This is a genomic window from Thermosporothrix sp. COM3 (assembly GCF_059696735.1).
This window is the reverse complement of the sequence record NZ_AP019376.1, coordinates 2,569,556-2,591,523: the sequence shown is the minus strand read 5'-3', so window position 1 is coordinate 2,591,523 and position 21,968 is coordinate 2,569,556. Positions and strand designations below refer to the sequence as shown.

Sequence of the window (21,968 nt, the reverse complement as noted above, 5' to 3'; positions counted from 1 at the left end):
TCTCCTCTTGCCGGTCGAAACGATACCGTGACGCTTCCCGAGCATGGAGAGCTGATTGCCAGGACTATTCTAAACGCACAACTGGTCATGTTGCCAGCAGTGCATATGTCGAATGTCGAGCAACCCACCGAGTTTCTCAACGCGGTGCTCTCGGAATAGCAGATATGAGACAGCTTCTGAAGCCTTCTCAGAAGAGGGGCTCAGAAGCTTCTCTTTCCCTCAAGTCTTATTTATAAGGTTTATTGGTAGCGGCTGTTGTGGAACAAGGGGAAGAGTGGCCAGAATGGTTCCCGGCTCTCCTTGTATGTTAGCGACGGGTGAGCCTGCGCAGCAGATTCAGGCGATCTGAATCGATACTGTCAAACAATCCTCCATAGGTCTGGTACAGAACGCTTTCCAGCTTTAAGAAGTCCATCGGGAAGCCCAAGGGCACGCGGCTGACCCCATCCAGGCGATTCAGAACATCCTGCGATAGGGTGAGGTCCAGGCAGTCCAGATTCTCTTTGATCTGTGCAACTGTCCGCCCGGAGATGATAGGGATAATCCCGTTTGCCTGTTGACGTAACCAGGCCAGAGCAAGCTGTGCGGGCGTGCATCTCAGTTCATCAGCGAGTTGCTGCACAGTCTGTGCAATCTGCATATTTCGCTCGCTCTGCTCAAGGAAGTTGAGAGATTGGAAGCCGCTATCATTGAGGCGTCCCCCCTCTGTCCCCCGGGTGTATTTCCCGCTCAGCAGGCCAAACGACAGTGGTGACCAGGCAGTCACGCCGAGGTCGAGCGCTTCTGCCATTGGCAACAGTTCGCGCTCTCCTGACCGCTCGACCAGATTGTACTGGAGTGAGAGCGACACGAAGGGAGACCAGCCATAATGCTCGGCCAGCGTATTCGCTCGTGCTACAACCCATGCCGGAGCATCCGAAATACCGACGTAGAGCACTTTCCCTGCTCGCACCAGATCATCGAGAGCCCGCATCGTCTCCTCAATGGGGGTTAGCATATCCCAGACATGGACATAATAGACATCGATGTAATCGGTGTTGAGCCGCTTCAGGCTGCCTTCCAATGCCTGCACCATATGCTTGCGATGGCTGCCCACGCCATTGGGATTGCCACCCTGAAATTTGACACTCCCCAGGCCTGACGGCCAGGGATTCTTCCTTCATCCAGCCTGCTTGCGAGGCGCCGCAGTGCGACGACCCGTAGCGGCAGGCTGTCCAGAAGCGTTCGACGAGACACCCTCGTCGGTTCCCGTCTGCCCGACGGTACCCTGTAGAGCCTTCTGCAAGATATTCAAGGCGGCGTTGTGGTCCCGATCCAGAAGCAGCCCACAGCCAGGACACAGATGGGTACGCATACTCAAGCTCTTCTTCACCCGTTGTCCACAACGAGAACAGTCCTGACTGGTGTAGGCCGGTTCCACCCCGATCACCGGAACACGATGCAACATGCCGTCGTATTTCACCCACCAGAGGAAGCGACCCCACGCCGCATCAGAAATGCTCTTGGCCAGATGACGATTCTTGACCAGGTGACGGATCTGCAAGGCTTCATAGGCAATCAGGTCGTGAGACGAGATGAGCGCGTTCGCCTGCTTTCTGGCGAAGTCCTCGCGCTGCCGTTGCACCTTGAGATACGCTTTGCTAAGGGCTTGACGGGCTTTGCGCCGATTGCGACTGCGTTTCTGCGTCTTCGAGAGCCGACGATGCAGCCGCTTGAGCCGCCGTTCCGCTTTGCGCAAATACCGGGGAGGAGCCACGGTGTTGCCTTCGGAGTCAGTGAAGAAGGCACGCAGCCCCAGATCAATGCCCACCTGCTTGCCAGAGGGCTGATGCTCAACGCGTCGCGTGGCCGCCACCGCGAATTGGCAATAGTAGCCATCAGCCCGCCGGAGCAGCCGTACCCGCTTGATCTGTGAGAGGGGAAAGGCCATGATGTCACGAGAGCCGATGAGGCGCAGCCGACCAATGCCGCAGCCATCCGTGAAGCGAATATGAATGCCATCGGCCTCCAGCTTCCAGCCAGTGGTCTTGTATTCGACACTGCGACAATCGTGCTGGAACTGAGGGTACCCCTTCTTGCCGGGTGTCTTGAGGCGACAGTTCTCGTAGAAGCGGGAGATGGCAGCCCACGCCCGGTCTGCGGCAGCTTGCCGGGCCTGCGAGTTGAGGGAGAGCGCAAAAGGGAACTGTCTGGCCAGCACAGCACAAGAGCGCTGCAGGTCATTCCTGGAGACGCCGCGTGCATCCATCCAGAGGCGTACACACTTGTTGCGAATGAACTGGGTGGTGCGGATGGCTTCCTCGATGGCGGCGAATTGTGCCTTCGACCCATCGAGCTTGTATTCGGAGATCAGCATCCCTTGCTCCTTGTTCTTCCTCACTATCTTCGTGTATTCTCGCACAACGATTGTCTTCTGTCAAGCGAAGGGGAACGTCCTGCCGCTGCTGGCTTCCTGCGCCATCCATCCCCTTGGCTGAAGCCAGCGGCCTTCTGCCGCTTTTTGGTAATTGCATACTTCGTACTGAGCACAAAGCGATCACGATCGGCAGCGATAAAGTCGCCCACCAGTTTCTCGCTCTCGCCGCCCATATAGACATCAGCGGCATCGATAAAGTTGCCACCAGCCTCCGCATATGCCTCGAAGATCTTGCGACTCTCTTCGCGGGAGGCGCCCCAGGCCATCCCTTCGCCGAAGGTCATTGTCCCGAGAGCCAGTTCAGAAACACGCAGGCCACTTTTGCCAAGCACCTTGTAACGCATATATTGGTTTATCTCTTTCTTTCTTCTATATTGGATTTCTTCACTGAGGGCATCATACAGAAAATTCTGTCTTTTCCCTATCTGAATCTTGCGTTGTAAATGGACGTGCTTGCTTCGGGGAGTCTTCTTTTGGTGGATGCATCGAGGCGATTCGACGGAGACCCTGAAAACACAGGCCAGACGTAGACAATTCTGGTTTGCCCTGTGGGGGCTTGCCAGATGAAAAGGCTGGACGGCTGTTCGGTGCCAGTCGTCCAGTCCTATGAGGATGCCGTTCAAGGCAGAATGATTAATCGGCGATATGCAGGATGATGCGGCCGCGTCCGTGACCGGTCTCGCAGAGAGCATGTGCCTGTGGGGCTTCATCCAGCGAGAAGATTTGCTGAATCGCGGGCCGGGCATGCCCTTCGTCGATCAGCTCCACGATTTTCTTGAGATGCTTGCTATTTGGGAACACCGCGTTTTTGATGGCGTGGACCCCGAGCTGTTCGGCCAGTTCAACCGGCGCTGGCTCCATGACCGTGACCAATGTTCCCCCGCGTTTGAGCACTTTGAGCGAACGGCGCAGGGTCTCACCTCCGACAGTATCCAGCACAAAATCAACGTCACGAACGACCTCATCAAAAGCTGTCGTTGTGTAGTCGATTACGGTTTCGGCTCCCAGAGAACGCACAAAGTCCAGATTCGCGGTTGAGGCGGTTCCAATCACCTGCGCCCCCTTCCATCTGGCGAATTGCACGGCAAACAGGCCCACACCACCTGCCGCTGCATGGATCAGGACGCGCTGCCCGGCCTGTACATTGCCATCTTCAAATAGCGAAGTCCATGCCGTCGTAGCGCCGCCCGAGAGGGCAGCCGCTTCGTCAAAGCCGAGAGTTTTGGGTTTGAGCGCCAGCGGACTGATTGCCGCCGAGAAACGAGCCCCCTCGGTATTCGGAGAGGCGTGAGGCGGGTTGGTTTGCACCGTTGTATATTCGGCGTAGGTTCCATTCGGGGCGCGTCCACAGACAGCCTGCCCGACCTCCCAACCGGTGACGCCGGGTCCGAGTTTCTCGATCACACCTGCGAAAGCGGTTCCCGGGATGTAGGGAAAAGACTTCGGCTGGATACCTGCCATAAGTCCCTTACGGATATACCCATCGATTGGCAGGACCCCCGCCGCGTAGACACGGATCAGCACCTCGCCTTCCTGTGGTTCTGGTCGTGGAATCCGCTCCACTTGCAGGACTTCGGGGCCGCCAAATTGATGAACCTGTATTGCTCTCATGGTGGTCATGGTTTTCCTCCTTTTCGCCGATCTGTTTATCGGTCCAATATGGTTAATGCTTCCGCAAGACGCTCACATTGGCGCTCCCAATTGCGGGCTGAAAGGGCAAGCACGAGACGATCTGCTCCCGCTTCGGCGTAGCTGGCAAGACGCTCGGCGATCTGCTCAGGCGTACCGGTGATAGGAAGCGTGGCCGCTTGCTCTGCTGATATGCCGTAGGAGCTGATCATATTGTGTAGAAACGCGTTGTAGGCTTCCTTATCCTCTGCCGGGAGAAAGCTGCCGCCAACGGTAATGCTCGGGGCTTCCTGATGACCGTGCTCACTCGCAAGCGCTCGCAATCTGGTAGCACGCTCTGCAAGTGTGGATGGTGGCAGGAGTGAGGGGAACCAGCCATAGCCCCGGGTGGCGGCGCGACGCATTGCGGCCTCAGAACTGCCGCCGATCAGAATTGGTGGGATCGGGACAGCCGGGGCAAGGGTCAGAGCGGGCTGGTCTGGCTCGTTTGTGAGCTGTGTTGGTTGGCCCGCAAGCAGTTGTGGCAGAAGATCAAGCGCGGCGTCGGTTTTGCGGCCACGCGCTCGTATGTTTGCACCTATGGCACGTGTAAAAGGGGTTGCGTCAGAGCCACCGGACCCAATGCCAAGAATGATCCGATTGCCAGAGAGGTATTGCAGCGTTCCGAGCTGTGCCGCCAGCCAGGGAAGCGAGCGCAGAGAAGGGACAAGGACACCTGTACCCACCTGTATACGCGTGGTAACGGCTGCGGCTGTTGCAAGTGTCACGATGGCTTCCAGAGAAGGTGTGCCATCTCCGCTGATGGAATCAGGTATCCAGAGCGAGTCGAACCCGAGACGTTCTACCATACGGGCGCGTTCATGCACGTTGTGAATGTGACTGGTTGTCGAGAGAGAAATACCTACCTTGAGCCTGGGCATAGGGTTTTATCTGGACCTTTCTGATTGCTTGATTGTGTACGCAGTGTACTTGATGCGTGATTGCAGGTGCATCTATCCTTCGTTCAGTTCTTTCTCTGTACGAAAGGGCAGGTGAGACAAACCATACAGATGGAGTGGGAAGCGGTCCCTCTGTATCTTCGTGGCGAAGAAACCCGTTCTTCTTGATTTTTTTTGCTATAGATTCTTCTGGAGTTCTGCTGTGCCCAGAAAGCGAGCTACTCTTTCTGATTGTAGTGCTTCTTCATGGAGTGGAAAGCGAACTGAGCGGACCGGAATCCCGAGTCCAGACCAGTGGTTTTTGGGCTTCGCGAGGAGTGCACTGCTTTGCGGGTGTTTCTGGTCTCCTTCTTTCTGGCTTGTCGGAGCTTGAAAAGAGCCTGGAGATAGAATAGGAAGTCGTCATGCAGTGCTGACAGGTAGTGCTGGCATTTTATCCCGGTTTATGGTATTGCCTGCTGTTGAGGCGGTATAATGAGGGGGCGGAATCGCGCTTAGCACAGTGAACTCGATATCAGACATATGGAGAAACCCAAAGCATGCACCATGTTATGGCCGCACCCACCGTCTTTCTTGGCCGATCGCAGGAAATTGCTGAGATCGGCGCGCAACTCGCTGACCCGGCCTGCCGCCTGTTAACGCTTGTCGGGCCGGGAGGAATCGGGAAGACACGATTAGCGCAGGAAGTTACCTCACGGGCTGGTGCGCTCTTCCCCGATGGCGTCTTTTTTGTGTCGCTTGCCGCATTGAACCGGGTTGATGGCTTGCTGCCCGCGATTGCTGAAGCGATGCCTTTTCGTTTTCAGCCGGGGAATCTGAGCCCGCATGAGCAGTTTTTTGGCTTCCTGCGGGAGAAACAGCCGCAACGCATGCTACTGGTGCTGGATAATATGGAGCATCTGCTAGAAGGGGTTGAGCTGGTTGCCGAAATGCTGGCTGCAACGAGCGGCCTGAAGATTCTGGCCACCTCACGTGAGGCGCTCAACTTGCAGGAAGAATGGCTGTGGCCTGTCTCGGGGCTTGCGTATCCCCTTGAAGAGGACTATGCGCCCGAGACGTATAGCGCGGTACAATTGTTTGTGGAGCGAGCGCGGCGGGTGCGTGGTGATTTCGAACTGGCCGAAGATGAGCAGGGAGTTGTAGAGATCTGCCGGCTGGTGGAGGGTATGCCGCTTGCGATCGAGCTGGCAGTGAGCTGGCTCAAAACGCTCCGTCCGGCTGATATTGCTCAAGAGATCAGTCGTAATCTGGATCTGCTGGCGACGCGGTCGCGTAACCTGCCGCAGCGGCATCGGAGCATGCGTTCTGTATTCAGCCACTCCTGGCACTTGCTGGACGAACAGGAACGCGACGTCTTTATGAAGATCTCGGTCTTTCGAGGTGGGTTTACGCGTGATGCAGCGGAGGTCGTGGCCGGAGCTGCGCTTACAACGCTTGCTGGACTGATCGATAAGTCATTGCTGCGTCGAAAAACATCGGGACGCTTTGAGGTGCATGAGCTATTGCGCCAGTACGGAGAGGAACAATTGGAGGCGACGGGGCAGGCCGGGGCGATTCGACAGGCCTTCAGCGACTATACGCTTGGAAGGCTCCATCAGCTTGAGCGCGATATCAAAGCGCACCATCAGAGCACCGCGCTGGATGCGATCGAGGAAGACTTTGAAAATATTCGATATGCCTGGCATCTCGCGATTCAGCAGGAACGTGTCACAGCGCTCTCAGCCGCGGTCGAAAGCATGCAATTGTTCGCCGATATGCGTGGGCGCTATCATGAAATTGTCGCGCTTCTCCAGGCTGCGATAGAGCCCTTTTCCTCCTCTCCTGTAGAGGAGCATGCTGTCTTGCTCTGCCGCATGCAGGCACGATTGATTCGTTTAATACTGCTTGGCAATATGCCCGAGGAGCAGGATATGCGAGCACAGATTGATGCCTGTCTGGCTCTGGCACGCGCTCGACGGGATCAGGCGGAGATCGGTTTCTGCTTGCTCGTCTCCGGCCTCCTTGCCATTTGTGAGGAATCAGACAAATACTTCTGTTTTTCCCCGAAATCGAGGACGCTGTTTCGGGAAAGCGCCGCGGTGTTTGAGCAACTGCATGATCCATTCTATCAGGCGGATGCGCTTGCATGGTTGATCTGGGATGGGACACCCATTGAGAGTCCTGGCGTACATCCAGGGCTGGAGACGCTACAACACAGCCTTGAGCTTCGACGCTCGATTCATGACCAGAACGGTATTGCATGGCTGACTCTCAATCTGGTCTGTATCGCGATTGAACAGCAGGATTATCGCGCATATGAGCACTTCGCGCGGGAAGCGCTTGGAGTGATGCGGGAGATCGAGAATGTGAAGGGTATCCAGCAAGCGCTGTTCAATCTGGCGCAGGCCACCTTCTTGAAAGGGGCACTGGAAGAGGCGCTTGTCCTGATCGGGCAGATGCGCGCATTGGCTGACGCAACCAGTTATTTTGATGGAGCGAGCCTATCGGCGCACCTGAAGGCGTTTGTGCTTTGCGTGAAGGATGATACCTATATAAAAGGCGCATTCCTGATGCAGGCGAAGCAAGCGCGGGGGCTGGAACCATTTTTCGATAGTGACTACGATCTCGGAAGATATTGGGGACAGGCGCTTATCGACTGTGGACAGGAACGCTATGCAGCCGCGCGTCAGCACTATGCAGCCCTGTTCTGGGGCCCGTTGAATGATCCCGCTCCTGCGGCGTTCTGTCTGGTTCTGGAAGCGCTTGCACAAGCCCATGATGGCAGGATGCAAGAGGCTGCCGAACTGGTAGGGTTGGCGCTTCAGCAGCCGGAGCAGGTGACTGGCTGGTTGCGACACTGGCCGAAATTCGCCCGTCTTGAGGCGGATTTGAACCGTCAGTTGGGTGACGAGGCTGCTCGAGAGGCGCGAAAGCGTGGGGCCGCGCTGGATCTCCAGACGACGCTTCAGGCAATTCTGAAGGAGGCGGAACAGACGCCTCAAGCAGCCGCGAATCAGGCCCTGCTGGAACCGCTCAGCGCCCGCGAGCTGGATGTGTTGCGCCTGATTGCTCAGGGGCTTTCAAACCGTGATATTGCTCGCCAGCTCGTGCTGAGCCAGGGAACGGTGAAAGTACACACGCGCAATATTTATGGAAAACTTGGCGTGAGCAGCCGCACGCAGGCGCTTGCGCAAGCCGCCAGATTCAGGCTGCTATGAACGGAGCGCGCAGAAATACCACTTTTGGGAGATCTCATTTCTCCCTTCTGTCGGCTATACTTTCTGGCACAGGATAGAGATTTTGTACAGAAAAAGGATAGACTATTTTCTATGAGTAAAATGCATGCCGACGAGGTAGACATTGATAGTGTTCTTGTCAGTCGGTTGATCGCTGCCCAGTTTCCCCGGTGGGCGGCATTGCCACTTGAGCCGGTTCGTTCCGCCGGGACGAATAACGCGCTCTATCGGCTTGGTTCCGACATGGCAGTCCGACTGCCTCGGATTCCGGGTGTCGTGAAACATCAGCACAAGGAACAGCAGTGGTTGCAGGAACTTGCTCCACATCTGCCGCTGGCGATCCCGGCTCCGCTTGCGATCGGAGAACCGGGTGAAGGCTATCCCTGGCCGTGGGCGGTGTATCGCTGGCTCGATGGTGAGAGTGCGGAACGGCAGGGGATCAGCGATGAAAAGCAGGCGGTGCATGATCTGGCGCACTTCATCAGCGCGTTACAGCGAATTGACTTTTCGCGCTGGCAGATACAGCCGTCTCCGTCTTCACGCAGTGGACCACTTTCCCGGCGAGATCGATATGTTCGGGAGGCAATCGCCGAGCTGTCCGGCATGCTCAACACCGATGCTGTGACCCGAGCGTGGGAGAAAGCTCTTCAGGCGCCGGAATGGGCGGGACTCCCCGTCCTGACCCACGGAGACCTGTTACCGGGCAATATGTTGGTGCAACAGGGGCGAATCAGTGCTATCATTGATTTTGAGGGCCTGGGAATCGGCGATCCTGCATGCGATCTGATTCCCGCGTGGTGTTTGCTCTCCCGGCAAACGCGGCCCCTGTTTCGTGAGGCTCTGTCGGTTGACAACGCGACATGGGAGCGCGGTCGTGGTTGGGCGCTTTCTATCGGGCTGATTGCGTTGCCCTACTATCAGCATACCAATCCGGTGTTTGCCGCCACGGCTCGACATATGATCGACGAAGTGCTTGCTGATTACGAATAGCGATACTTGCAACAAAATAAGGCAGGAGGCTGCACTGCTTCCTGCTTCTTTGTTTTGAAACAGTGGTTTTGTGCTTGTTGGATCAGAGTTTCTTAAAGAAGTAAATGGTGCTATCAAGCGTGCCGGTGGCGCTACGAGCAAACTCAGGAATAATCCCGGCTTCCTGATAGCCAAGCTTCCGGTAGAGCTGCTCGGCCGTATCTCCCAGACGCGTATCAAGAACAAGCAGGCTGCGTTTGTGCTCGCGTGCGACCTGCTCAAGCGCTTGCATCAGCGCCCGTCCGATGCCGCGTCCTTGCTGCTCAGGATGTACAAAGAGCTTTTGCACTTCGGCGCGATGCAGTGCGTTGGGCTTTGTGGCCAGCGCGAGCTGTACCGATCCGACAATCTGTTCAGCAATACGTGCGAGGAGCAGGATGGTTGTCTGCCGGGTGATATCCTGAAAGACGCCGTGCCAGTAGGCTTCGGCTTCCTTCGTGTCCAGAGGCGGCAGAAATCCGATGGAGGCTCCGGTTGCGACGACCGTCTGAAGCAGATGGGTCAGGGCGGGAAGGACAGCTTCCCTGGCTTCGGACGGCACGCGCTCAATGGTTAGTGAGGGGTCAACCATAGTGGCCCATGTTCTCCTTTCTCAACAAGCATTGTGCTCATTATAAAGCGGATGCGTTCAGAAGGGCAAGTGGACGTAGAGGCGCAGGGGGACGGGAGAGGATATGATGCTGTACTCTCCCGTCCTCTGGAGTTATGCGGTGGTTGTCGGGTTGATTTGTTGGGTGATGGTATTTTCATGTCTTCGGCGAGCAAGAAGGCCCTTGAGAGGATCAGCGATGGGGGTGAATCCGCCATCGAAAGGGGGAACAGCCCGTTTATTTGATAGTGCTCAGGGCGCGATGCAGAAATACTGGTCATTTTGGGTTCCATCAAGATGTTACTGGAGCCAGGATGAATCTTATAGGTGCGCAGCGTGCTTCGCACCTTAAGAAAGCATCCCCAATCGTGCAGCGATTTTGCGTGTGCTTCTCTACAAAAAGGCTATCAGAGTAGTGGCTGTGCAAAGGTGTGCTACAATAGAGACCTATACATGAAAAAATATATGAAAGAAGAAAGTAGAATACCTGTATGGAACAGCGACACTATCAGTATCGGCGGAGAGAGCCGTTTTCGGAAGAGCGCTTTATCATACGAGATCACGGAAAGATTCAGGAGAAGCGGAGTATCACCCACATCGTTTTAAATGTTCTGTTTTGTGCTATTCTATTCACTGTATCTTTTATTGGTCGCCCTTATGCGCGGTTTGATGCCGATGGCTGTGGTAATAGTGTGCCTGAACGCTTTTTTCTTTGTGATGCTCTGGGGCATGGGGGTAAGCATTCCAGATGGCAGGAAGTCCCTGTACTCCTGTCTCCTTTCTCCCCTCACATGATCTTCCTCTTTGCCTGTGTGGTGCTTTTCTCGATGCACGGAAATGAGCTGATGCCCATTCTTGTGGCGTGGCTTGTCGTGCTGCCTGTCTATGTCGCTCTGTATTGCCTTGTACGATATGTGAGGTAGCCGCAGGGAGCGAAGCGTCTCCCGCTCCCTGTGGCCTCAGGCAGGCTCTCCCGGAACGATCCGCAGTTCATATGGGGTGCCGGGAATGAGAGCCTGCTGCGGCTGGTCTCCCTCGATCTCAACGCGGATAGGGGCAGAGACCGCCGCCTTTGTTGTTGGGAACCATGAGCGCCCGAGTTTGACCACGATCAGGCTTCCGTAGCGATCACCGATGGGGTTGAAGGTCGGGCCGGGCTCCTTTTTGATCGAGACATAATTGAACTGCTCTTGCAGGTAGGCTGACGTTATGAATGGGTCCTCGACTGCAAGTCCGATCTCACCAACGCGTAGAATCATATCAGATGAGAATGTGTCCTCAGGCCGCTCCTCAGGCAGGTCTGCCCGTACCAGGAATTCCAGAATATTTCCGGCCGCGTCATAGAAGTAGCAGCTTCGACCGACCCAGTTTGTTGCGGCGAACTCGTCTTGTCCATCTTCCTGCAACAGGGGAACCCGCTGCTGAAGCCAGGCTTTCCCCTCAGCGAACTGGTTGAGGGGAAGCTTGAAGGCGAAATGATAGACGTATCCACGCTGTTCCGTTACCTCAAACGTGATGCGGGTCTCTCCGGCTTTGACCGTAAAACTCTCCTGTGTTTCCGCAAGCAGTGGAAGGTGTAGAAGCGAGGTATAGAACGCCTTTTGTGTCTCAAGTTGTGTCGTTTGGAGCGTCAGTGCCCTGATTTTCATTGTCGTTGTATTCCTCCATTTCTTTCGCTATGCCTTCCTACGCCCGAGTATAGAATGCGGAACGAGAAGAGAAATTGTCCAAAAAGACAGAATGATTCCTGTTCGGAGGGACAGTTTGCTTGCTTGTGGCGGGACAACGCCTGTTCCGTTTTATGGCTGAACGAGTTCCTGGACTTTGCAGGAAACCGTTTCTTTCTCGTAGTTCTGGCGGATGGCTGCCAGCACTCTGCTCAACAGCCCGCGTTTTTTGTTTCTTAGCTCTGCCGCCAGGCGAGCGCGTTCGATCGACTCCTGTACCTGTTGGTCATGAACAATTTTCAGGTTTGTAAAAGAAGAATAAGGTTGCAAATGGATCTCCTCTTGTGTTGAATACTGTGCTCGTCATCGTGAGCTTGCTCTAAGGATAGAGGATACGTGGTGGTAGTGTGATCTCCCAAAAGGGGTAATCCATGCGTGGGAAGGGGGTATTTCAATATTTCAAAAAACTGCAATGACATGAGGCATGCTGCGTCAGAGAAGGCCGAGAAGCAAGCGGGTATGAAGTATGCTTGCTTCCCTCAGTTACCTCTTCTCAAGGTTTATACTCGATTGCCAGAAGCGAGAGCTGTCTGGGAGAAGGAGGCATGCGGCGTTGTTGCTGTTGTACCTTTCGGGCTTTTTCAAGTAAGGGGGCAAACGCCTGATCTTCGTCTGACGGAGACCAGGAGAGCGGACTTGCCCCCTTTTCTAGCAGAGCGGCATTTCCGGCAGGGATAGAGCTATCCTTTGTTGCCCGCACATAGACCCGGCGTTTTTGATGGAGAGCTCCATTCGCGCCCTCCCATGTACCGCCTTTGGTATCTGACTCCGCGACAATAACGATCTGTGCCAGCCCGGTGACAACCTTATTTCGCTCCATTGCACGGCTGACGAGCCAGGGGGCATCCGGGTGAAACTGACTGAGAAGGAGCACTTTCCCTGCCTCGATACGTGGTTGTAGTTCGCGTAACTGTGTCCTGCTCAGCTTCCGAATTCCCTGGGGAAGTACGATAGTAGTAGGTCCATCTGCTTCTGTAGCCCCTTCATAGGCGGTTCGATCTACGCCACGAGCAAACCCGCTGATCACATTCGTGTTTTTTTCTGCAAGGTAGCGAGCTACCAGTCTGGTAAAGTGCAGGCTTTCGGCGTTGGCATTACGTGAACCGATAATGGCAACTGTCTGCCGCTTCAGAATATCCAGTTGTCCTGCATAAAAAAGGAGCGGAGGGATGTGGTTGCGATCAAGAGCCAGTTTCAGCGTTTCTGGATACTGTTCGTCCAGCACGCTGATTACGGAAATGCCGCTATGTTGAAGCTGCTCTACAAGAAAGGACTGAGCAACGATGGTTTCTCGGGCCTGCTCCAGCTTTTGAAGCCCTTCGGTTGTGAGATGGCACACCCGAGCCCATTCCTGCGCCTCGGCAGCAAACAGGTCTTCAATAGTTCTGCCTGCTTGCTTGCACCATGTGACCAGTATCGTATTGATGACCCTGATAGGTAACTTGCTTTGAAATACTAATGCGAACCAACAGGCTTGTTCGCGTGCGTTCATACTATTTTCTCCTTACTGGTCTGCTGCTAGCGTGCGCGTAATGGTAAAGGGATAGACCGCTACTGCTCCCGCCTCTATGAGTGCTTCTGTCGCTGCTCGTATCGTGTACCCTGAATCATAAATGTCATCTATCAGGAGAATCGTGCGATTGCGTACCTGTTCGGGAGCGCTAACAGTAAACGACCCTTTGACATTGTATTCCTTTTGTTTGCTATTCAGGCAATCCTTTTGTTGTTTTGTCACACGGTTTTTGGTCAAAATAGGAACATATGTTATAGATATCATATTTGCAACACGTTGTGCAAATGTTTCAACCAAATTCCCACTTTTCGTAGGGGGAATGCTGACAATATAATCTATCTGTTGCAGCGGGTAGCGTTCACGTAATATTTCTGCCGCCCGCTGTACCAGTATATCCGGGAATGGCTCCATGTTTTCATATTTGCTACCACGTACCAGCCGCCCAATTTCAGTATTTCCATGATACGAAAGCGACCAACCTTCCTCATGTTTTCTCCCTTGCTTGCCCTTGCTATCGATATGCGGGAGATACTCATATTGCAAGAAGTGTTGGGCTGCCTGTTTGAGTTGAGACGAGGGAGTAATGATCTGATAAGCCTCAGGCCTGCATGCACCACATATTCCGCAGGGGCTTTGATCCGGGTCGCCCAGATAACTGGTCAGATAGGTCATGTAGCATGTGTCTGACTCTGCATACTGGATCATTTCTTGTAGTTCCTGCTTCTTTTGCTCTGCAATTGTGTCATAAAAGGAAAAGTCGATGTGATTGGTATATTGGATGGAGCTATAACGACGGCTCTTCTCCTCTCGCACATATCCCTGCTCTCGTAGATCTTTCAGTACCGTACGAAGAACATTCGTAGAGAGCGAAAGGCTTAATAGTAGCTCTTTTTCGGTCATCCCATAAGATGAGTGCTGAAGAGCGGTCATCACCTCCCTGTAACAGCGACTTTCTGGTTTTGCTCTTTTGATAAAATGCTCCTGGATTTTTCGATCTTTCTCGTCATAGAGCAGAAAACAGTACGATGGCAGACCATCGCGACCGGCACGGCCAATTTCCTGATAATAATGAATGGGAGAAGCAGGAAAATGGTAGTGAATGATGAAACGAAGGTCGGGCTTATCAATGCCCATACCAAGCGCATTGGTTGAGCAGATCACTTTATGGTGATTCTGTTGAAGGTTGTTTTCGATTTCCTGCCTGCGTGTGTCTTCCAGCCTGGCATGGTAGTGATGTGCATCAATGTTTTGTCTACGAAGAAAGTCGGCAGTCATTTCTGCATCCTTTTGTGTCGCCGTATATAGAATTCCGGTACCAGGAAGATGGGGAATGAGGGCAGCGAGATAGCTCAGTTTTTCGCTATCATCGGAGAGCGGAATCACGTTGAGATAGAGATTCGGGCGTTTCATCGGGCCTCGTATCACTTCAGTGCCTGTCCCCATCTGTTCCAGGATATCTTGCTCTACCCGTGGGTTTGCGGTGGCGGTTAAAGCAAGGAGTGGTGTTTGTGCTGGGAGGGCGCTGATCAAGTGACGAATGCGGCGGTAATCTGGCCGAAAATCATGCCCCCAGGTTGAAATACAATGCGCTTCATCGATCACTACCAGGCTGATACGCATTTTCTGTACATATTCACGCCAGTGCGTGTTTTCCAGACGTTCGGGTGCTATGAAGAGAAGTTTGAGCTTCCCTGCAACTGCCTGCTGTAGTGTCATCTCATTCTCTTCCACGCTGAAATCAGAACTGACAATTGCAGCCGGTATATGGTATCTCTCATTGCAACGCGTGCACTGATCGCGCATCAGAGCTTTAAGCGGAGAGAAGACGATGGTGAGGTGAGGATAATAGAGGCTTGCCATTTGATAGCAGAGTGATTTTCCCCACCCGGTTTTCTGGATTGCGAGCACACGTTTGCGCTGCAACAATTTCTTGATGATGTGCAGTTGCCCTTCGTGAAAGCCTGTGGTGATGTGGAAACGCTCTACAAGGAGGGTTTCGGGGGGTACTTGTGCTATCGGAAGCTTATCTACCATAAGAAAAACCTACCTTACAAGAAATACTCCGATTTTAAGAAAGAAAGGGGGTAATGGAATCCAGGCTGAAATTATAGCGTATCTCTACTTCTACTACAATAAAAAGAATATAAAAAATATATTAAGATTCTGGTGAAAACGACTTTTGAAGAAGATACAGGGGAGAAATTGGAAGCGGTAAAGAAGGAATGGAAGATAGCACGATGCAATATCATTGTGGTGATCGGTATGGAAACGCCTTTACCGTTCGTATGATGAAGAGAGAACGGGACGTTGAAAATCCAGGGTGTAGCCATATTCGTTGACGCAGAGAATCGAGATGCCATGCACTTTCAGCTTGCCGTTGGCGTTGCTCAGATGCTTGGTGACATGCGACCGCTCGGCCAGTTGGGCACAATGCTGTAACTGCTCAAAGCTGACATAGACCGGCGGCACGTTTGTTTCTGGATGCTCCCGCCGATAGAGCGCGAAATGCTGTAGCCGCTCAAAATGACGTAGCAGATAGATGCAGAGCTTATATTCCGTTGGTGAGAGCCGAACCAGCCTGCCATTAATTTGCAGATGATGGAAGTGATCGTTGTGATAGATCTGGTAGCCCTCGATATGTGGCCCCGCGTATAGTTGATCGATGTGCTTTGCCACCTGATAGACCCTCTCTGTTGTGCTCGTTCTGGTTGCAATTGTACCCCCGCTGATACGGAAAATCAGGAGGGAAAGAGAGACATTTTTTGTGAAGTGGGCCAGATTTGCCGTTTTCTTTCGGCAGATGTTGAAGAAAAATCTGGCGTGAACCTTCCTGTTTCTGAAGAGCAAGGACGGTATGCTTGAAAGAAGAGCATCAGAGAAGGGATGGCGTATGGCTTCCTGTCTGGTTTGTGGGAAGGCGCTTCAGATCGGCGCACGCTTTTGTAGCTGGTGCGGCGCGGTGCAGGATCATAGAACCGGGCTGTTGCCGCCACACGCGACACTTCACCACGGACGCTATTTGATTCTTGCGACCGTTGGCAGAGGTGGTATGGGCGCTGTCTATCGCGCTCAGGATACACAGCTCAAGGGGCGTCTGGTAGCGATTAAAGAGATGAGTCAGGATGGCCTGACCGGTCAAGAGCTTCAGGACGCTGTTGCCGCGTTTGAGCGTGAGGCGGAGATGCTGGCCCACCTTCATCATGTCAGCCTGCCCCATATTTATGAGCAGTTTGAGGACCGTGGACGGCGCTATCTGGTCATGGAATTTATCGAGGGCGAAACGCTTGAGCAGCGGCTTCAGCGGGAAGGACGCTCGCTTCCACTGACACTGGCGCTTGAGATCACGCGTCAGCTCTGTCTCGTTTTGCATTATCTGCACTCGCAGCAGCCCCCGATTATCTTTCGCGATCTGAAGCCCTCAAATATTATGCTGGATGCCGAGCAGCGTGTCTACCTGATCGATTTTGGTATTGCACGGCTTTTCACGGCTGGTCAGGTGAAGGACACGGTCGCGCTCGGTTCACCGGGCTATGCGCCACCCGAACAGTACCGGAAGGCCACGTCTCCGCGCTCCGATATCTACAGTCTGGGGGCAACGCTGCACGCGCTGTTGAGCGGAGATGACCCGGCACAATCTCCCTTTTCCTTTCGCCCGCTGACCCTGAGCTCTCCTCCACTTGAACGCCTGATACGCCGGATGGTGGCGCTGGAAGAGGATGAGCGGCCCGCCGATATGCTGGAGATCTTGCGGGTTATTGAACGTGTGCAGCAGCGACGCCCGACGCGAAAAGCGACGAAGCCACCCAAAAAGACAACGCCTCGGCTCTCTGTGCTGCTCTCGGAGGCCCCGGAGGATCAACGGCTCTGGAGGGGGATACAGCAGCAATTGCATGCGCTGCTTGTGGGCTTCCCACCGATCGAGATTGAGCGTTTTCGAGAGGACGGGCGAGAGCCACAGCTTGTGCTTGTGCTCCTCAGCGATACCCTGCTTGCTTCCGGGCGGGAGCACCTTGAGCGAGCACTGACGATGAAGCACGTGCTGGTGGTACCATTACAGGCCCAGCTACCTGTTTTCCCACAAGTTGAGACGCTGTTCGAGGGGGAAGGCGTGGCGCATCAAAGCCTCTATGCACAGGAGCAGCACATCCTTGAGGTGGCAAAAAGGATCCGTTCCTTGCTGGTTTCCCTGCTGCTTGGTGAGCGTCGGAATGGCCAGATGAACCTGCTTGAATGGCTGCTCTATCAGTTGTATGGGAGAGGATATCGCGATTGTCGCTATTTGACACTTCATGACGTTGTGTTGAAACATGTTCGACCTGCGGGGGCCTCGCGGGCGCTGGTGCATCTTTTAGAGCGAACGACCGAACGTGTGCGTGGTGAATATCTGATCGGGCCGCTTCAGTGCGCAGATCTTGAGCGTTTACTTGAGGTGCTGGCCGTGCCGAATGCGCAGGCTGTTTCTGGCATCGCAACGCGTCAGATCCCGCATAAGCTCAGTCTGCACCGGTAAGCAGGTAGCCTTTACCATAAAGCACTCTGATGGTCATACCAAAATGGTGCTTTTCAAGCAGGGTATTCAACCCATTTCGTTCTTTGATAACGCGTCGCACTTTTTTCAGCGCCTGCTCGACGGCTTCAGGTTCGGCCTCCTTCAGCCAGCTTGACCAGTGGTGAATCTGGGGAGCGAGCCGCTCGCGAAGCTCTGTAAGGCTGGTTGCGGTAAACAGGCCGCGCTCTTTGCTGTGCAAGCAGGCGAGTAATTCGGCGTAATCCGCCCCGTTGGGCGCGAGTAACAGGAGAAAGAGCAGGCGCATCGCGCTATATGTGAGGCGACATTGAGCCCGGACGTACTCCGCATGAAAGAGCGTTACAATGCGCTCTTCCGTGTTGAGCATCAGAATATGTCCGGCAGGAAGCGCCAGTGTTTCTTGTGCGGTAAAGTGAAGAAATGCTCCTGACATGGTGGGTCACTTTCTTTCCGGGTATCTGCTCTCATTGTATCGTTGGAAGCGGGCCCTGTTCAAGGGGTGACCGCTCGTGAGCCACCAGTTCAGGAAATCCGTTCACGCCATTGAAGGAAGAGTATGCTACGATGATGCTGGAACCACAACAGAATGAGGCGGTACTGGCGCTGCTCGTGATTCCGCCGTCCCGGTTGAAGAAGGAGCAGGTCGCGCTGGAAGCCGCCATGCAGAGCCTTGTGCTCGATAAAAAGCATCCGCTCTCGCTGGAACTTGCCGGGACCGCCGAACGTCGAAGCTTTATTCTGCGAGCCACGACCCGGACCGCGCTTGACCACGCAGAAGCGGTGTTGCGCTCTCAGTATCCGCAGATGGAAGTGCGCCCCCTGTATCCGCATGAGGACCCGTTTGTGCTGGAGCCCTATGAAGCGGTAACTGCGGTTGAGCTGGTCACTGGCGGTCAGACATACATGCCGCTACGCACATGGCAGCAGGAACAGGAGCGGCAGGAGGATCTTGATCCACTGCAAGGGCTGCTGGCGGCGTTAAGCAGGCTCCCGGAACACACGCGTGTGATCTCTCAGCTTGCGCTGGTTCCGGCACCTCCTGCCTGGTCTCGCCGCGATGCCCGCAAGGCGATTGAAAGCCCGCTGGACAAGGAACGGCGCGCCATGCAGATTGAGATGGCCGAGATGAGGCTGAACCGTGAGGCTGTAATCAGTACGCCGATTATCATAGCGCTTGGCCTGCTGTTGCTGCTCTTTCTGGCAATGCGTCCGTTGATTCCCGGGTGGACCTGGGATATGCTCACTGACTTGCTGCTTGGTCGCGTTCCTCAGCTCTCGTCTGAGCAGGTACTTCAGTTGATCCTGTTGATAGGCGGCATCTTCTGTGCGATTCTCCTGTTCTGGGGCGTGGGCGCCTTTATTCAGAGTAAGCTGAAAGAGCGACGCGCCTATGACACCCGGATGGTTGCTCAGCGTGTCTCGCGCATGGCGTATAAAGCGCGGCTCCGTCTTTATGTGATCGGACCGAAACAGGCCAGTTATCTGGACGATGGCGGCTTGCTCAAGCGATTGCAGGAGCGATGGAAAGAGACGCGGGAACGGAAGGATATGCTGCTACGCCTGATCGCAGCCTATCGCCAGTTTGATCGGGCGAATGGTGCCTATTTTCAACCGAAGCGAATCAGGCGGCCCGGTCGCCTGTTTCAACGCTGGCATCGGGATGTAGCGCGCTCTCAGCACCTGCTGACGGTCGATGCGCTCGCGACGCTCTGGCATTTACCACAGGCCGACGCGCTTCCTGAACTCTCGTTGGTCGAGCATCGACGCGCCCGCACCATGTTGCTTCCGCCGGACCTGGCCCGCCAGGTGGCGCATCTGCGTCCGGTTGGCTACTCGGAGCATGGCGGCTATCGGCTTCCCTTCGGGCTTGATTCCACGTTCTTCACGCAGCATACCCTGATTGCCGGTAAATCGGGTGAGGGCAAAAGCACGTTTATGGAGCATATCGCGCATGATGCGATGAAGCTAGGTGGGCTGATGGTCATTGATCCGCATGGAGACCTGTGTGAGCATATTCTGCATATCGTGCCGGAATACCGCGCTGAAGATGTTGTCTTTATCGACCTCTCTGACCCTGATGCTGCTGTGGGCCTGAATCCGCTGGATGTGACGCTTGGCAGGGGACGTGATAAAGCAATCTCTGACCTGCTCAAAACACTGGCGCATATCTGGGCGACGAGTTGGGGCCCACGGATGGAAAATGCCTTCGAGATGAGCCTGCGCACGCTCTTTGAGGCAAACCGCGTGCTGGTAGCCCGCGATCCGCTCGAAGGGCCGCGTCAGCAATATACACTGCTCGATGTGCTGCCGATTCTGACCAATGAGAACTTCTGCCATGCGATTCTACAGCAGATTGATGATGATTACCTGCATCGCTGGTGGCGCGAGTACTATGAGCCGCTCACGCTGATGCAGCAGCGCGAGGTGATTAACCCCGTTATCACAAAGGTCGCGAAGTTTGAAAGCGTGATCGCCCGGCGGATTATCGGGCAGCCTGTCTCGACCATCAACTTCACACAGATGATTGAGGAGCGCAAGATTATTCTCTTTAAGCTGGCGAAGGGCGTTGTGGGAGCCGATGTCGCGGCCCTGCTCGGGGCGAGTATGCTTGGCCTCTTCCAGATTACGCTTGAGGAGCAAGGCATCAAACAAGAGATAGAGCGGGTGCGCTATCCGATCATCCTTGACGAATTCCAGACACTCGCGGGTGTTGATTATGGTGCCCTGGCGGAGCTGCGTAAGTATGGTGCGACCTTCTTTCTGGCCACACAGTCGCTTGAGTATTTGCAGAACCTCGATCCGTTGCTATTGCCAACCGTTCTGGCGAACGTCAAGCAGCTTGTTATCTTCAATCTGTCGGCACAGGATGCCGAGACGATGTATCGCGAGCTTGGTGTGGAGCGCGATGACATCCTGAACCTTGATATGCATACCTGCTATGTCAGGCTCTCGGCGTTGCAGAAGCGCCAGCCCACCTTCTCGCTGAAGGTCACGCCACTCGATATACGAAATGTTGAGCAGGCGGAGAGCATCCGGACGCGGAGCCGCGTTCGCTATGCCTCCTCGGTTGGACTGGTTGATGAGATGCTACGCGAGGCGATGGTGCGCGGTATTCGAATGGCTCCTGTGCAGCCCGAGAAGAAGAAGAAGAAGGCCAGACAGCCGAGTGAACCTGCTCGCCAGCCTGAAGCTGTTGAGTCGCCTGTGATTCTGCTCCCCCCGGCCACGGAGCCAGTAACGGAGCCGGTTGCTGAAGACATGGAGCCGCAGGAAGAAGCAGCCGTGGAAAAGAAGCGCAAGCGCCGGAAACGGGGCAAAGGAGGCAAAAAGAAGGCCGAGGCACTGGTTGCGGCTGGCGAAGAAGAGGAAAGCCCCTCTGAGGAAGGGGCTTAAAGGTCCGGAAGCAGATAAGGAAGCAAGGCGAATGAGCCCATGCAGGCCAGCCAGAGGATGATAAGTAGCCAGAGGCACAAGGTCAGCAAGGGCTCTTTCTTCTGTACCGTATCCGGTTGTTTCATGGCGTCTCCTTTCTATCCGCTCGCTCTAGCAGCAGAAAGCCACCCGTCTCGGGAGCGATCTTCTTCCCGGAAAGCGCGTTAATGATTTGAAGCAGCCAGCGATTGCGCAGCGGTAATTTCAGGCGCAACATCTCGCGCAAGGGCCAGCGGTAGTCTCGGGCCTGCCAGCCATATTCCTCAAAGAAGGCCAGCCCTCCCGGTGGGGCAAAGCGCGTTCGGACGCTTTCTGCCGCATACATGTTCCAGCGGTTGGCATCCTGGCGCAAAGCAAGCGGCGAGATAAATTCGGTCAGCCACCAGCGAATAGCTGAATGGGCCGTGAGATCGGTTGCCAGTCCCCGCACATCTGCTTCTGTCAGGTAGACAAGCAGGCCCTCGGTCAGCACAAAGATCTGCTTGCTTTCCTGCTGGATGCGATCGAGAAACGCGGTGCGCGTCTCGGCATCAGTGATGTCGAACGGGACGCGCTCAACCTGACAGCGGGCCCGCTCGCCTGCAAGCAGCTCTTCCTTGTAGGAAAGCACGTTCTCATGATCGACCTCGATCCAGCGAAGCCCTTCAGGGAGCGCGAGCCGGTAAGGACGCGTGTCGAGCCCGGCTGCCAGATTGATGACGGTATCGATCGCTGTTTCGGCCAGCACCTGCTGAAGTAGCTCATCATAGATATGGGTGCGCAGGACGATAGGCCAGCTATCCTGCTCGCTTTGGGGCAAAGTGCGAACCAGCTCAGCGCCGCGCTCACCCGCAAGACGTTTTGCATAGGGGTCGCGAAAGAGTCCCTCGGGCCGCTCGGTCTCCTGGGCGCGATACCACGCGATCAGGCGGGCAGTATCAAATGTATCATGTACCAGATAGGTTGACATGCG

General features: G+C 54.8%; 21 protein-coding genes. 6 read left to right on the top strand and 15 right to left on the bottom strand.

Annotated features, from left to right (window positions below; translation table 11 throughout):
• Positions 1 to 27: 27 nt before the first annotated feature.
• Positions 28 to 159, top strand: coding sequence for an alpha/beta fold hydrolase (locus tag KTH_RS11215; RefSeq protein WP_497618582.1), 132 nt, complete (start codon positions 28 to 30; stop codon positions 157 to 159).
• Positions 160 to 307: 148 nt separating this feature from the next.
• Here the strand turns inward: KTH_RS11215 and KTH_RS11210 are convergent, their stop codons facing one another.
• The 5 genes from KTH_RS11210 to KTH_RS11190 all read right to left on the bottom strand — a co-directional run bounded on the left by KTH_RS11210 (position 308) and on the right by KTH_RS11190 (position 4,965).
• Positions 308 to 1,135 (bottom strand): aldo/keto reductase, encoded by an 828-nt coding sequence (locus KTH_RS11210; RefSeq protein ID WP_497623230.1) that lies wholly within the window; start codon positions 1,133 to 1,135, stop codon positions 308 to 310.
• 24 nt (positions 1,136 to 1,159) lie between these two features.
• Complete coding sequence (locus tag KTH_RS11205; RefSeq protein WP_497618580.1) at positions 1,160 to 2,356, bottom strand: RNA-guided endonuclease InsQ/TnpB family protein; 1,197 nt, start codon at positions 2,354 to 2,356, stop codon at positions 1,160 to 1,162.
• A 23-nt stretch (positions 2,357 to 2,379) separates the two neighbouring features.
• Positions 2,380 to 2,760 carry an aldo/keto reductase gene (locus tag KTH_RS11200; RefSeq protein WP_497618578.1) on the bottom strand — a complete coding sequence of 127 codons (381 nt, stop codon included), beginning with the start codon at positions 2,758 to 2,760 and terminating at the stop codon, positions 2,380 to 2,382.
• Positions 2,761 to 3,049: 289 nt separating this feature from the next.
• On the bottom strand, positions 3,050 to 4,036 hold the full coding sequence (locus KTH_RS11195; RefSeq protein WP_497618576.1) for an NADP-dependent oxidoreductase: 987 nt from the start codon (positions 4,034 to 4,036) through the stop codon (positions 3,050 to 3,052).
• Between the two features lie 26 nt (positions 4,037 to 4,062).
• Entirely contained in the window at positions 4,063 to 4,965 is a 903-nt protein-coding gene (locus tag KTH_RS11190; protein ID WP_497618574.1) for an LLM class flavin-dependent oxidoreductase, read from the bottom strand.
• Between the two features lie 569 nt (positions 4,966 to 5,534).
• Between KTH_RS11190 and KTH_RS11185 the strand changes: the two genes are divergently transcribed.
• On the top strand, positions 5,535 to 8,180 hold the full coding sequence (locus KTH_RS11185; protein ID WP_497618572.1) for a LuxR C-terminal-related transcriptional regulator: 2,646 nt from the start codon (positions 5,535 to 5,537) through the stop codon (positions 8,178 to 8,180).
• Between the two features lie 111 nt (positions 8,181 to 8,291).
• Positions 8,292 to 9,188, top strand: a complete 897-nt coding sequence (locus tag KTH_RS11180) for an aminoglycoside phosphotransferase family protein (RefSeq protein ID WP_497618570.1) — start codon at positions 8,292 to 8,294, stop codon at positions 9,186 to 9,188.
• Between the two features lie 82 nt (positions 9,189 to 9,270).
• Here the strand turns inward: KTH_RS11180 and KTH_RS11175 are convergent, their stop codons facing one another.
• Entirely contained in the window at positions 9,271 to 9,798 is a 528-nt protein-coding gene (locus tag KTH_RS11175; RefSeq protein ID WP_497618568.1) for a GNAT family N-acetyltransferase, read from the bottom strand.
• Positions 9,780 to 10,190: a DUF7737 domain-containing protein gene (locus KTH_RS11170; RefSeq protein WP_497623228.1), complete on the bottom strand. Its 411-nt coding sequence runs from the start codon at positions 10,188 to 10,190 to the stop codon at positions 9,780 to 9,782. Before KTH_RS11170 ends, KTH_RS11175 begins: the two co-directional genes overlap by 19 nt.
• Before the next feature lie 117 nt (positions 10,191 to 10,307).
• On the opposite strand from KTH_RS11170, the gene KTH_RS11165 reads away from it, so the two are divergent.
• On the top strand, positions 10,308 to 10,739 hold the full coding sequence (locus tag KTH_RS11165) for a hypothetical protein (RefSeq protein ID WP_497618567.1): 432 nt from the start codon (positions 10,308 to 10,310) through the stop codon (positions 10,737 to 10,739).
• A gap of 36 nt (positions 10,740 to 10,775) precedes the next feature.
• On the opposite strand, the gene KTH_RS11160 is transcribed toward KTH_RS11165, so the two are convergent.
• The 5 genes from KTH_RS11160 to KTH_RS11140 form a co-directional block, all read right to left on the bottom strand.
• A complete protein-coding gene (locus KTH_RS11160) occupies positions 10,776 to 11,465 on the bottom strand; it encodes a VOC family protein (RefSeq protein ID WP_497618565.1) in 690 nt (229 codons plus the stop codon).
• A 150-nt stretch (positions 11,466 to 11,615) separates the two neighbouring features.
• Complete coding sequence (locus KTH_RS11155; RefSeq protein WP_497618563.1) at positions 11,616 to 11,813, bottom strand: hypothetical protein; 198 nt, start codon at positions 11,811 to 11,813, stop codon at positions 11,616 to 11,618.
• Between the two features lie 223 nt (positions 11,814 to 12,036).
• Positions 12,037 to 13,035 carry a DNA-processing protein DprA gene (locus KTH_RS11150; protein ID WP_497618561.1) on the bottom strand — a complete coding sequence of 333 codons (999 nt, stop codon included), beginning with the start codon at positions 13,033 to 13,035 and terminating at the stop codon, positions 12,037 to 12,039.
• Between the two features lie 12 nt (positions 13,036 to 13,047).
• The gene (locus tag KTH_RS11145) at positions 13,048 to 15,090 is read right to left on the bottom strand and encodes a RecQ family ATP-dependent DNA helicase (protein WP_497618559.1); all 2,043 of its coding nucleotides are present in this window, start codon (positions 15,088 to 15,090) and stop codon (positions 13,048 to 13,050) included.
• 240 nt (positions 15,091 to 15,330) lie between these two features.
• On the bottom strand, positions 15,331 to 15,732 hold the full coding sequence (locus KTH_RS11140) for a hypothetical protein (protein WP_497618557.1): 402 nt from the start codon (positions 15,730 to 15,732) through the stop codon (positions 15,331 to 15,333).
• Positions 15,733 to 15,946: 214 nt separating this feature from the next.
• On the opposite strand from KTH_RS11140, the gene KTH_RS11135 reads away from it, so the two are divergent.
• Entirely contained in the window at positions 15,947 to 17,566 is a 1,620-nt protein-coding gene (locus KTH_RS11135; protein WP_497618556.1) for a protein kinase domain-containing protein, read from the top strand.
• On the opposite strand, the gene KTH_RS11130 is transcribed toward KTH_RS11135, so the two are convergent.
• Positions 17,550 to 18,017, bottom strand: coding sequence for a hypothetical protein (locus KTH_RS11130; protein ID WP_497618554.1), 468 nt, complete (start codon positions 18,015 to 18,017; stop codon positions 17,550 to 17,552). The two genes, KTH_RS11135 and KTH_RS11130, sit on opposite strands and share 17 nt — an antisense overlap.
• A gap of 131 nt (positions 18,018 to 18,148) precedes the next feature.
• On the opposite strand from KTH_RS11130, the gene KTH_RS11125 reads away from it, so the two are divergent.
• The gene (locus KTH_RS11125; protein WP_497618552.1) at positions 18,149 to 20,977 is read left to right on the top strand and encodes a type IV secretory system conjugative DNA transfer family protein; all 2,829 of its coding nucleotides are present in this window, start codon (positions 18,149 to 18,151) and stop codon (positions 20,975 to 20,977) included.
• On the opposite strand, the gene KTH_RS11120 is transcribed toward KTH_RS11125, so the two are convergent.
• On the bottom strand, positions 20,974 to 21,102 hold the full coding sequence (locus KTH_RS11120) for a hypothetical protein (protein ID WP_281279005.1): 129 nt from the start codon (positions 21,100 to 21,102) through the stop codon (positions 20,974 to 20,976). The two genes, KTH_RS11125 and KTH_RS11120, sit on opposite strands and share 4 nt — an antisense overlap.
• Positions 21,099 to 21,965 carry a class I SAM-dependent methyltransferase gene (locus tag KTH_RS11115; protein ID WP_497618549.1) on the bottom strand — a complete coding sequence of 289 codons (867 nt, stop codon included), beginning with the start codon at positions 21,963 to 21,965 and terminating at the stop codon, positions 21,099 to 21,101. The genes KTH_RS11120 and KTH_RS11115 overlap by 4 nt, the downstream gene beginning before the upstream one ends.
• Between the last annotated feature and the right edge of the window lie 3 nt (positions 21,966 to 21,968).

Excerpts from the sequence above, each read along its gene's own strand:
- KTH_RS11125 (WP_497618552.1), top strand. The coding sequence starts at position 18,149 with ATGATGCTGGAACCACAACAGAATGAGGCGGTACTGGCGCTGCTCGTG.
- KTH_RS11145 (WP_497618559.1), bottom strand. The coding sequence starts at position 15,090 with ATGGTAGATAAGCTTCCGATAGCACAAGTACCCCCCGAAACCCTCCTT.
- KTH_RS11165 (WP_497618567.1), top strand. The coding sequence starts at position 10,308 with ATGGAACAGCGACACTATCAGTATCGGCGGAGAGAGCCGTTTTCGGAA.
- KTH_RS11205 (WP_497618580.1), bottom strand. The coding sequence starts at position 2,356 with ATGCTGATCTCCGAATACAAGCTCGATGGGTCGAAGGCACAATTCGCC.
- KTH_RS11175 (WP_497618568.1), bottom strand. The coding sequence starts at position 9,798 with ATGGTTGACCCCTCACTAACCATTGAGCGCGTGCCGTCCGAAGCCAGG.
- KTH_RS11195 (WP_497618576.1), bottom strand. The coding sequence starts at position 4,036 with ATGACCACCATGAGAGCAATACAGGTTCATCAATTTGGCGGCCCCGAA.
- KTH_RS11130 (WP_497618554.1), bottom strand. The coding sequence starts at position 18,017 with ATGTCAGGAGCATTTCTTCACTTTACCGCACAAGAAACACTGGCGCTT.
- KTH_RS11185 (WP_497618572.1), top strand. The coding sequence starts at position 5,535 with ATGGCCGCACCCACCGTCTTTCTTGGCCGATCGCAGGAAATTGCTGAG.
- KTH_RS11160 (WP_497618565.1), bottom strand. The coding sequence starts at position 11,465 with ATGAAAATCAGGGCACTGACGCTCCAAACGACACAACTTGAGACACAA.
- KTH_RS11115 (WP_497618549.1), bottom strand. The coding sequence starts at position 21,965 with ATGTCAACCTATCTGGTACATGATACATTTGATACTGCCCGCCTGATC.
- KTH_RS11120 (WP_281279005.1), bottom strand. The coding sequence starts at position 21,102 with ATGAAACAACCGGATACGGTACAGAAGAAAGAGCCCTTGCTGACCTTG.
- KTH_RS11200 (WP_497618578.1), bottom strand. The coding sequence starts at position 2,760 with ATGCGTTACAAGGTGCTTGGCAAAAGTGGCCTGCGTGTTTCTGAACTG.
- KTH_RS11135 (WP_497618556.1), top strand. The coding sequence starts at position 15,947 with ATGGCTTCCTGTCTGGTTTGTGGGAAGGCGCTTCAGATCGGCGCACGC.
- KTH_RS11150 (WP_497618561.1), bottom strand. The coding sequence starts at position 13,035 with ATGAACGCACGCGAACAAGCCTGTTGGTTCGCATTAGTATTTCAAAGC.
- KTH_RS11180 (WP_497618570.1), top strand. The coding sequence starts at position 8,292 with ATGAGTAAAATGCATGCCGACGAGGTAGACATTGATAGTGTTCTTGTC.
- KTH_RS11190 (WP_497618574.1), bottom strand. The coding sequence starts at position 4,965 with ATGCCCAGGCTCAAGGTAGGTATTTCTCTCTCGACAACCAGTCACATT.